The organism is Streptococcus sinensis, from assembly GCF_000767835.1.
Taxonomy (GTDB): domain Bacteria; phylum Bacillota; class Bacilli; order Lactobacillales; family Streptococcaceae; genus Streptococcus; species Streptococcus sinensis.
On sequence record NZ_JPEN01000091.1, the window covers coordinates 16742 to 27126 of the forward strand.

The 10385-nt window shown below is 42.1% G+C and carries 9 protein-coding genes; all 9 read right to left on the reverse strand.

The window, feature by feature from the left end; genetic code table 11:
* Positions 1 to 11: 11 nt before the first annotated feature.
* The 9 genes from pheA to SSIN_RS07805 all read right to left on the reverse strand — a co-directional run bounded on the left by pheA (position 12) and on the right by SSIN_RS07805 (position 10030).
* A complete protein-coding gene (gene pheA, locus SSIN_RS07765) occupies positions 12 to 845 on the reverse strand; it encodes a prephenate dehydratase (RefSeq protein WP_037617627.1) in 834 nt (277 codons plus the stop codon).
* Positions 836 to 1321, reverse strand: coding sequence for a shikimate kinase (locus tag SSIN_RS07770; protein ID WP_037617629.1), 486 nt, complete (start codon positions 1319 to 1321; stop codon positions 836 to 838). Before SSIN_RS07770 ends, pheA begins: the two co-directional genes overlap by 10 nt.
* A complete protein-coding gene (aroA, locus tag SSIN_RS07775) occupies positions 1314 to 2597 on the reverse strand; it encodes a 3-phosphoshikimate 1-carboxyvinyltransferase (RefSeq protein ID WP_037617631.1) in 1284 nt (427 codons plus the stop codon). Before aroA ends, SSIN_RS07770 begins: the two co-directional genes overlap by 8 nt.
* A 456-nt stretch (positions 2598 to 3053) precedes the next feature.
* On the reverse strand, positions 3054 to 3443 hold the full coding sequence (locus SSIN_RS07780; RefSeq protein WP_037617633.1) for a hypothetical protein: 390 nt from the start codon (positions 3441 to 3443) through the stop codon (positions 3054 to 3056).
* A complete protein-coding gene (locus SSIN_RS07785) occupies positions 3436 to 6087 on the reverse strand; it encodes a valine--tRNA ligase (RefSeq protein WP_037617635.1) in 2652 nt (883 codons plus the stop codon). The genes SSIN_RS07780 and SSIN_RS07785 overlap by 8 nt, the downstream gene beginning before the upstream one ends.
* On the reverse strand, positions 6087 to 7889 hold the full coding sequence (locus tag SSIN_RS07790; RefSeq protein ID WP_037617637.1) for a DUF262 domain-containing protein: 1803 nt from the start codon (positions 7887 to 7889) through the stop codon (positions 6087 to 6089). Before SSIN_RS07790 ends, SSIN_RS07785 begins: the two co-directional genes overlap by 1 nt.
* A 265-nt stretch (positions 7890 to 8154) precedes the next feature.
* Positions 8155 to 8409, reverse strand: coding sequence for a DUF1912 family protein (locus tag SSIN_RS07795; protein ID WP_037617640.1), 255 nt, complete (start codon positions 8407 to 8409; stop codon positions 8155 to 8157).
* Between the two features lie 26 nt (positions 8410 to 8435).
* Positions 8436 to 9797, reverse strand: a complete 1362-nt coding sequence (locus SSIN_RS07800; protein WP_037617642.1) for a DUF438 domain-containing protein — start codon at positions 9795 to 9797, stop codon at positions 8436 to 8438.
* A 2-nt stretch (positions 9798 to 9799) separates the two neighbouring features.
* On the reverse strand, positions 9800 to 10030 hold the full coding sequence (locus SSIN_RS07805) for a DUF1858 domain-containing protein (protein WP_037617645.1): 231 nt from the start codon (positions 10028 to 10030) through the stop codon (positions 9800 to 9802).
* Positions 10031 to 10385: the final 355 nt, after the last annotated feature.

Consider the following 10385-nt stretch of genomic DNA (forward strand, 5'->3'; position numbering starts at 1 on the left):
TTTTCTCCAATCTATTTATCATGAATCAGAAAAACGGTGTAACTGCCAAAAACTTTAAAAGTAATCCCTAAATTTGCAAGTTCTTGATAGGCAAATTCAACCAATTTTTTCTTTTCGTTATTGATGTCAATAATGAAAAAATATTCCCCCAAAGCTGTTTTAAGAGGACGACTTTCAATCTTAGTCAAGTCAATTCCGCGCCAAGCAAAGGTAGAAAGTGCCTTATACAAAGCACCCGGTAGATTATCTGGCAGGGTTAAGGCCAACGTTTGCTTGTCACCTTGTTTGGGCAAATCAAGCTCAGGCACTCTATGCCCCAAAATCCAGAAACGAGTGTAGTTTTCTTCCATTTCCTGAATATCACGCGCAACTACTTTCAAATGGTATTCACTTGCAGACGCCTGAGGCGCAATAGCAGCATAATTCATATCCGGATGCTCCGCTACAAAACGTGCTGCATTGGCCGTACTGGCAGTAATCTCAAATTGCGCATTCGGATAGTGCTGAGAAATATATTTTTGTCCCTGGGCGATGGCCTGCGGGTGGGAAAAAACTTTTTCAATCGGCTTGTTCAGGCTAGTTGCAAGCAACTGCTGCTTAATCGGCTGGACAATTTCTGCAACAGCTTGAATAGCTGCTTGGTGAAAAAGATAATCCAGCGTCTCATGAACACTTCCTTCGATAGAATTTTCAACTGGTACTATCGAATAATCAACTTGCCCACTTTCGTAAGCCTTCATCACTTCAGTGATATTTTTCAAAGGGACTAGTTTTCCCTTGGGAAAGGCTTTTTGAGCCACATGGTGAGAAAAAGAACCCTTAGGTCCTAAATATCCTATAAGCATCGAATCTGCTCCGCTATTTCTTCTGGTGTCTTACCCGCCACATCAATGATATGGGTGGCAATGCTTTCATACAGAGGTAAACGTCCTTCAAAAATTTCCTTGAATTGCTCGCAGCTATTATTCAAGAACAAAGGTCTTTGCATGCCCACATCGTTTTTAATCCGCTCGTACAGAGTATCAAAATCGACTCGCAGGTAAATATTATAAGGATTTTTCTTCAGCAATTCCCGATTGCGGGGATTGACAACAATCCCTCCTCCGGTCGATATAACGTCCACCTCATCACCCAGCAAACGCTCTAGCACGCTTGTTTCAATCTGACGAAAGGCAGTCTCACCCTCACAGGCAAAGAAGTCGGCAATAGGCATACCGATTTCTTCTACAATCAATTCGTCTAGGTCATGAAAATTCGGATCCAAAAGACGACCAATCGTTGTCTTGCCTGCCCCCATAAAACCTAGTAATATTTTAGCCATGTATTAATTTCTCCAAATCAGTGAAAAAGCTTGGGTAACTTGTGTTGATTGCCTCGGCTCGCTCCAGATTCACTTGTCCTTCCTTGACGAGGAGTGCAGCAATGGCTGCCATCATTCCAATGCGATGATCTCCGAAAGTATTGACAGAAGCACCGTGAAGCGGCGTCTTCCCTTCAATAATCATTCCATCCGCTGTCGGTTGAATGTTTGCTCCCATACTGTTCAAAGCGTCTGCGACGACTTGGATGCGGTCGGTTTCTTTCACCTTCAGCTCCTCTGCATCTCGGATAATGGTGCGGCCCTTTGCCTGCGTTGCTAGCAAGGCAATGATCGGCAGCTCATCAATCAAACGCGGAATCAGTTCTCCTCCGATTTCAGTAGCAGTCAAATCAGAAGTTTCAACAGTAATCGTCGCGGACTTCGCCCTATCATCAATCTGGGATAGCTGAATCTTGCCACCCATGGCCTTGATGACATCCAAAATTCCTGTTCGGGTTTCATTGATTCCCACGTTCTCAAGAATCACTTTCGACTGCGGAACAATCAGACCAGCAACCAGCCAGAAAGCTGCACTGGAAATATCTCCCGGCACTGTCACCTGTTGGCCTTTCAAAACTTGACCGCCATGAACACGGATTTCCTTACCGTCTACAGAAATTTGACCGCCAAACTGGGCAATCATGTCCTCAGTGTGGTTGCGCGTGATTTCCTTTTCGATGATGACTGACTCGCCCTGCGCCTGTAAAGCAGCAAAAATCAGGGCAGACTTTACTTGGGCAGAGGCTACCGGCAACTGATAAGCAATTGGTTTCAAATCCTTGGTGCCATGAATAATGAGAGGTGGCAAATCACGTTCAGATTGGCCAGAAATTTCTACGCCCATCTGACGAAGCGGAATCGTTACCCGATCCATAGGACGTTTAGACAAACTATCGTCGCCAAACATCTCAGCTTGAAAATCCTGACCAGCTAAAACTCCTGAAATCAGGCGAATGGAAGTTCCAGAGTTCCCCATATCCAATTTATTTTTCGGGGCTTTCAGGCCGTCAAAACCAACACCATGAATCTTGACAATCGAACCATCATCTTCAATTTCAACGCCTAAATCACGAAAAACCTGCATCGTAGAGAGAACATCCTCTCCCCGCAGAATATCACGAACAGTCGTGACGCCTTCCGCTATACTCCCAAAAATAATGGAGCGGTGGCTGATAGATTTATCTCCCGGCACCCGAAGAGAACCTTGTAAACTTCCTGCATTGGTCCGCAATTCCATAGCATACCTCCACATTTATTTCCTATTATTCTAACACAAATAAAGAACTAAAACAAATGAAGATTGAATTTCAATATAAAGCCCTAGCCAAACAAAAATCAAGCCCAGCTAGACAACTGGGCTTGCTAAAGTAAGGGGGATTTTTTAAAAAAGTTCTTTTCAATCTTCTTTAAATTTCTGCACCTAGGAGGGATTGGCTAATGACACTTACCCAACCCCTCCTATAAATCTGCCAAAATATAGCGCTTAGCCTCTGAATCATTAATCAAAATCTAAGATGAATACTCACCCTCCTGATACTTGACATTGTCCACAAAACCAAACTTCAAGGACTTAATCAAAATTGGTAAATATACCTCTTCAATCATTAATATTGAACAATTTTTATCTCCTACAAACTTTTCTCTTCATTATACTCAAAAAACATGATAAATTGCCGTGTTTTTTAGATATCGATTAACCAAACAATTTTCTAAGATATTTTTCAGAAATTCTTTTGTTATGTCTCTGCAAATCTAATCTCATAAGATTAATCAAGGAAAGATAGTCAAGATATTTCTGTTCATTATTATTTCTAAAGTTTAGAGGTTCAATCCTTGCCGCAACTTCTACAATATCCTTAGGAGCAAAAAGAACTAATTCTTGTTTAGCGAGTATGTGTTTTTGTACTAATTGAATTTTAACTTGTTCGTCACGAGATAAAGTGGATAACGCAACTATTTCAAGATAGTTCTTATAAACACGTAATTTTTCATCAAATTTTTTTTGCCAAAAATACTGTAAAGTTCCGAATCCTAATGTACACACTCCTAGAATAATCGTTCCTATTTCAATAAAATTATTCACTTAGTTTCCTCATCTCATCAATCCGTGCTACGGTTGCATCGTACTTGGCTTGGTAATCGGCTTGTTTGTCGCGTTCTTTTTGGACGACTTCTGGTTTGGCGTTAGCCACGAAGCGCTCGTTAGAGAGTTTCTTACCGACCAGATCCAGTTCTTTCTGCCACTTGGTTAGTTCTTTTTCGAGACGAGCTAGTTCTTCCTCGATATTGAGGAGGTCTGCCAACGGCAAGTAGATTTCTGCTCCTGTGATGATGCTAGACATAACCAGCTCAGGCACTGCAAGGTCTGATGCGATTTCCAGATGCTCAGGATTGGTGAAGCGCTTGATGTAGTTGACATTATCCTTGAAGAAGGTTTCCAGCGCGCTGTCTGTCGTCTTAATCAAGATGGTAATCGGCTTGCTTGGCGCCACATTGACCTCAGCTCTGCTATTGCGCACCGAACGGATCAGATCCTTGAGGGCTTCCACACCAGCTGCTGCCTCGGCATTTTCAAACTCTGAACGAACCACTGGGTAAGCCGCTATCACAATGGTGCCTTCTGAGACTTGACCAAAGATTTCCTCCGTCACAAAAGGCATGATTGGGTGAAGCAGGCGCAGGATTTGGTCCAGCGTGTAAAGGAGGACAGAGCGAGTGATGACCTTTTCGTCTTCGTTATCGCTGTAAAGTACTTCCTTAGTCAACTCCACATACCAGTCGGCAAATTCATCCCAGATAAAGTTGTAGAGGATGTGACCAGCCACACCGAACTCAAACTTGTCAAAGTTCTCAGTAACCTTGCCGATGGTTTCGTTGAGGTTGTGGAGAATCCAGCGGTCGGTGACATTACCTGCCTGACCAGCCGCCACTTGAGCAACATTTTCACGCGCCGCATCCAGCGTCAAACCTTCATTGTTCATGAGAATATAGCGGGAAATGTTCCAGATTTTGTTAATGAAGTTCCAAGAAGCATCCATCTTTTCATAGCTGAAGCGGACGTCTTGGCCTGGGGCAGAACCGTTTGACAGGAACCAACGAAGGGCATCGGCACCGTATTTCTCAATGACATCCATCGGGTCAATCCCGTTACCGAGAGATTTAGACATCTTACGTCCTTGCTCATCACGGATGAGACCGTGAATAAGAACGTTTTGGAATGGCTGACGACCTGTGAATTCCAAGGATTGGAAGATCATCCGAGACACCCAGAAGAAGATGATATCATAGCCTGTTACCAAGGTTGAAGTCGGGAAGTAGCGCTTGAAGTCCGCAGAGTCAACATCCGGCCAGCCCATGGTTGAGAAGGGCCAAAGGGCAGAACTGAACCAAGTATCCAAGACATCCTCGTCCTGGGTCCAACCGTCACCTTCCGGTGCTTCTTGGCCCACATAGATTTCACCTTCAGCATTGTACCAAGCTGGGATTTGGTGACCCCACCAGAGCTGACGAGAGATAACCCAGTCGTGAACATTTTCCATCCATTGGAGGAAGGTATCGTTGAAACGAGGCGGGTAGAATTCGACCTTGTCGTCTGTGTCTTGGTTGGCAATGGCGTTCTTAGCCAATTGGTCCATCTTGACGAACCATTGTGTAGACAAACGTGGCTCAACCACAACACCTGTACGCTCTGAGTGTCCAACGCTGTGGACACGTTTTTCGATTTTAACAAGGGCACCGATTTCTTCCAACTTAGCAACGACTGCCTTACGAGCTTCAAAGCGGTCCATGCCTGCAAATTCGAAGGCCAAGTCATTCATAGTTCCGTCATCGTTCATCACGTTAACTTGTGGCAAGTTGTGACGTTGACCAACCAAGAAGTCATTTGGATCGTGGGCAGGCGTTATTTTCACGACACCTGTACCAAACTCAGGATCTGCGTGTTCATCCCCAACGATTGGAATGAGTTTGTTAGCGATAGGAAGAATGACATTTTTACCGATTAAATCTTTGTAGCGTGGGTCTTCTGGATTAACCGCAACCGCAACGTCTCCAAACATCGTCTCAGGACGAGTTGTCGCAACTTCAAGGGCTCGTGAACCATCTTCCAGCATGTAGTTCATGTGGTAGAAAGCACCCTCCACGTCCTTATGAATCACCTCAATATCAGAAAGGGCTGTGCGAGCTGCTGGGTCCCAGTTGATGATAAACTCACCACGGTAGATCCAGCCTTTCTTGTAAAGCTCGACAAAGACCTTACGAACGGCTTTTGACAGTCCCTCATCCAGCGTGAAGCGCTCACGAGAGTAGTCTACAGAGAGGCCCATCTTGCCCCATTGTTCCTTGATGGTCGTCGCATATTCGTCTTTCCATTCCCAGACTTTATCTAGGAATTTCTCACGACCAAGGTCATAGCGGGAAATGCCTTGCTCCCGCAAGCGCTCCTCGACCTTAGCCTGAGTCGCAATCCCCGCATGGTCCATACCCGGAAGCCAGAGCGTATCAAAGCCCTGCATACGCTTCTGACGGATGATAATATCCTGCAAGGTCGTGTCCCAAGCGTGACCAAGGTGGAGTTTCCCAGTCACGTTTGGTGGTGGAATCACGATTGAATAAGGCTTGGCCTTTTGAGCTCCAGAAGGTTTGAAAACATCCGCATCAAGCCATTTTTGGTAACGACCAGCCTCAACCTCGGCTGGATTGTATTTAGGTGAAAGTTCTTTAGACATTATTTTTCTCCTTTTTGGACTAAATCATAGAATTCAACAATAAGCTTTTCGCTTCTTTCTCTTATTTTTTCTTCGTCCCCCAGAAATTCTTTAACTATTTTCGAAAAATCTTTTGTCATAGTTATATCAGACGCCTCATACATCTTATCTTTTGGTTTATTGTTGAAATGCTTTGACTGTTCCAACAACAATAAATTTCCTAGATTATTCCCGAACTCCATATTCTTTGCGTAGTCATTTATATGTTCAATGGTAGAATTAAATATAAACTCTGTACCATTATTTCCTTTATTAATATCTTTTTGACGGTTTAATGATAGCTCAATAAGAATTTGTTTTAGTATTGCAGTTTCTTTTATTTGTTTCGTTTTTTCTCCCTTACTATAATTGAATGAATGAATATTCTTTATTAGTTGTTCTTTCGAAGGAATTTTCTTTTTAAAATCCTCTTCAAAATCAATAATTTCTTTTTCTATAGTAGAAGGATCTTCAAATTTATCTAAGTATTTTCTATAGTGACTTGAAAGAGTATTAGTAGAACTCTTTGCAATTAAATGTAAAATTTGATGTTTAACCGTAATAGAAAGAATCTTTTTGAAATTTGAAGATGATATGTTATTTTTATCTATAGAATCAAAAAGTCTTAGCAATAAAATTCGAACTTGTTCTAATTCAGTATCCTTAATGAATTTTAAGCGTTTTTTGACAGTAAAGTTATTGTCTGTATTGAAAAAATTATTTTTACCAAATAATTTCAAATTGTCAGGTAAGTTAATAAAATCACGATAATATTCTGATTTTTTATGTATATCTTTCAAAAAATTAGAATATTCTTTTTCTGTAGCATCTACTTTTTTCATAAATTGATCATATACTTGTGCTTCAGTAGATACATATTTTTTAAATACCATATAGTGATAAAGATATCTCTTCATATCTGTTCCACAGGCGTAAATGTTTTCGGACATTGAATTCCACAAAGTTGTAGCTGATTCTGTAGTGTTATCTAAGATAGAAAAAAGTTCATTTTTTATTAAGTCAACGTTGGTTAGAGGAACTCCTCTTGAATTAAAATTTCGATAAATAATATTTGCTGATTTTTCATCAGGAGTATAAATTGCAATAACGGTAGATTTTAGTAGCTGATTTCCAATAGATTCTAAAAGTTGAATATACTCATTGTCATTAATTTTTGAATAATACTTAGCATTCCCAAAGATTAATTTTAGTAGCGAGGACTTGCCTAGTAATTTTTTGAACTCTTCGTAGGATTCTAATAGCCAATCTTGAGATTCTGAATTTGCTAGATGATGTAGTCCATTTTCTCTAGTATGAGATACGTTTAATATGTTTACAGGCAGAACTGGTTCCAAGGCCTTATTCTGAAGTCTAGCACTTTCCAATTCTTTGCCTCGTCTTTTGTATCTAACGAGCAGAGCTTCTGAAAAAGAGGTCAAATAGGAACTATCCATTTCTTCAATTATGGACTTTAGTGCTGCAATAAAAATTGTCATTGTTGTTAAGCGTTGTTGTCCATCAACTACTATATAAGGCTCTTCAACTTTTGGATTGGTCTCATTACCAACTAATAAAATTGTTCCGAAGAAATAATCTGCATGTTCATTATAATTTATTCCTTGTTCTTCTTTAAAAGTAATGTTCATTGAGTCTAATAAATCTGTCAGAAATTCTCTATAATTTTTCTTTTCCCAAGAGAATTCTCTCTGAAAATTAGGAATTTTGTAAGTGTTATCTCCATCAAAAATTTTTCTTATTGTCTTATCTAAAGGTCTAAAATCCATATATTTCTCCTTAATTTATAAAAAATCGCCCCTGCCATCTACATGACAGGGACGAATGTATTTATCCGCGGTACCACCCAATTTCGGGCAAGGCCCGCAACTTTCGTCTTTGAAGTAAATACAAAGACACTTTTATTTCAATTTATTATCTCATCAGCAACCAGTTTTGACACATTTGTGGACTTCTCAGCACCGCCACTTTCTGTAAAATGCTTGACTCAAAACACCTCTGATGAGCATATTCTATCACCTTTCCAGCGAAAAATCAATAATTTCTCTCACCGAAAAGTCCCTCTGGCAGATCGTGAAATCCTTTGCCCGCCTGATAGTTGGCAAATTTCCCTAAAAGGAACTGGTAGGCATCTAGACGACTTTCATAGCGAATAGCCGCTTCCTTTGCCCGCTCGTCCTGGTCCGCCTCGTAGACTGCCTGACTCTCCTTGAGGGCCATCTCGTTAATCATGACCTGGGTCTTGACCCAAGCTTCAAACTCATGTAAAAATTCCTGTTCGTAACTCATTTTTCTCACTTTCTAACTGCAAATACCTAGTCCAAATCTCTGTAAAAATCACTGTCAATATCACGGAAGGGCTGAATGTCCTGTACATACTCCAGCACCCCCTGAAATTCACCAGCATCATCCCGCACCGCCGCATAGGTCACATAGACAAACTTGCCCCGTGATTCCGACTTGAACCACATCTCAAACTTGTCCCGCTCTCCCTCACGCAGAGCCTTGAAAATCCGCCGCACCTTATCCAAAAACTTGGGCGGGTGACAGAGCTCGACATTGCGCCCTATCTGGGACGGCGTCCGCTTGAAAATCATCTCATCCGCTGGCACACTGTCATTATAATACTGGAAAATATCCTCCTTATTGACAAAGGTAATCTCCATGGGCAGATGATTCAAAATCAAATTAGCCTCCGACACCGACAGATAGCCATGGCCAAAAGGCTGCTGGGAGTCCCGATTAAAGGCTTGCTCTTTCTTTTCCTTAGGCTGAAAGGAAATGGTGACCTGACCATCCGGCGTATCAATGACCTGCTGAAATCTGCCATCACTAGTTTGTTCTGTGCTGGCTGGCGCTTCGCTTCCTTCGTCAGCAGCATCCCTAGCTTCCTCCTCCGAGAATGAGTATCGCACAGGAATCCATTTCTCTGTTGGCTTGATGATAGCATAACCATAAGCATCGCTCTCATCAGCAATCTTGAGCCAGTCATCCTGAGTAAAGGACTCGAGGAGAATCATGAGAAGGATAGACTCTTCCTTGAAAATCATAGCTTCAAACTCAGCCGCAAAGGTCTCAAACTTGTCCTTGACTTCTTCAATCGAAGTATCCGGCAGCTGCTCTGCAGCAGTCTTAGCCTCTTGGAAAAGGTCTCGGATCTGGTCATCTACGCCCCACATGACCTTGGGTGGCGAATCGTGGCCATAGCTCTCCATGATAGGAAACATGAGCTCTTCCTTACGCTGATAGTGGATATCAAACTGCCCCACCAAACTCATCTGGCGCTGGAGTCCCTTGCGGATTTCAGGAAGAAGCTCCTCATCTTCTGTGCTTTCATAGGTAGATAGGAGTCTTCGAACCCGCATAAGGGCAGCCCGCAGCGCTAGATTTTCCTGCTTAAAAATCTGAACAGGATGGCCTGGATGGTCGGTATCTGCCACCTCCACATTCTTAATAGCACCTTTAAAGAGGTTGGCATGGACATTGCAGAGGGACATGACATCTTCAAAGGTCACTCCCGTATCCGAGTTCATCAGCTCATGCTCCATCAGGCTGATTTCGATAGCGGACACACCAGCAAAATGCTCATTGAAGAGCTCCTGAACGGACTCCGCCGAAGCTCCGTTATGTAGGTCCAGCAAGATAGACTTGAGGACTTCAATGCGTTCAGTAGCCATGCCTAAATCCCCACCACTTCATAGCCGTTTAATTCCAGAGTTTGCTTAATTTTATTCAGGTCAATACCGTTCATACCAGCGCCTTTTTTGATAGAAACTACGCGCCCTACTGTATTGCGCATGACAGGATTGGCCAGAGGCTTAAAGCCCAACTCGACCAAGACATCCAAAACCTCGGGCTGCTTCTCAATCACTTCTGCCACTGGGATAGACAAATCAATCACGTTATCCATATTCCCTACCTCCGTGTATTTTTTATTATTATATCACAAAAGATGCGTCTTATAAAAATCCTTCCCACACTTGCTCAAATTCGATCTTAGAGAATACAACAAATTCTAATAGACTATAAGTTATTGTTATAAGGACACTAATAAACGGAGTTTCACAAGAAAAAGCTAGTCCTATCAAGGATTCCTGAGATTATTTTCACAAACCCCTGCCTTTTGCCAGTCTACGGCTTTCTTGAAAACGCTTTATCAAGATCCTCCAAAACACTGAAATCAAGCTATAAGCCTCTAACTCAAAAGAGAGTGGGACAGACAGCCATGACGACATAGCCGTCACCCACAGAAACACGAAAATAAA

Bases quoted from the DNA above. Each gene is read 5' to 3' on its own strand.
- pheA (WP_037617627.1), bottom strand. From the start codon at position 845: ATGCTTATAGGATATTTAGGACCTAAGGGTTCTTTTTCTCACCATGTG.
- SSIN_RS07770 (WP_037617629.1), bottom strand. From the start codon at position 1,321: ATGGCTAAAATATTACTAGGTTTTATGGGGGCAGGCAAGACAACGATT.
- aroA (WP_037617631.1), bottom strand. From the start codon at position 2,597: ATGGAATTGCGGACCAATGCAGGAAGTTTACAAGGTTCTCTTCGGGTG.
- SSIN_RS07785 (WP_037617635.1), bottom strand. From the start codon at position 6,087: ATGTCTAAAGAACTTTCACCTAAATACAATCCAGCCGAGGTTGAGGCT.
- SSIN_RS07790 (WP_037617637.1), bottom strand. From the start codon at position 7,889: ATGGATTTTAGACCTTTAGATAAGACAATAAGAAAAATTTTTGATGGA.
- SSIN_RS07795 (WP_037617640.1), bottom strand. From the start codon at position 8,409: ATGAGTTACGAACAGGAATTTTTACATGAGTTTGAAGCTTGGGTCAAG.
- SSIN_RS07800 (WP_037617642.1), bottom strand. From the start codon at position 9,797: ATGGCTACTGAACGCATTGAAGTCCTCAAGTCTATCTTGCTGGACCTA.
- SSIN_RS07805 (WP_037617645.1), bottom strand. From the start codon at position 10,030: ATGGATAACGTGATTGATTTGTCTATCCCAGTGGCAGAAGTGATTGAG.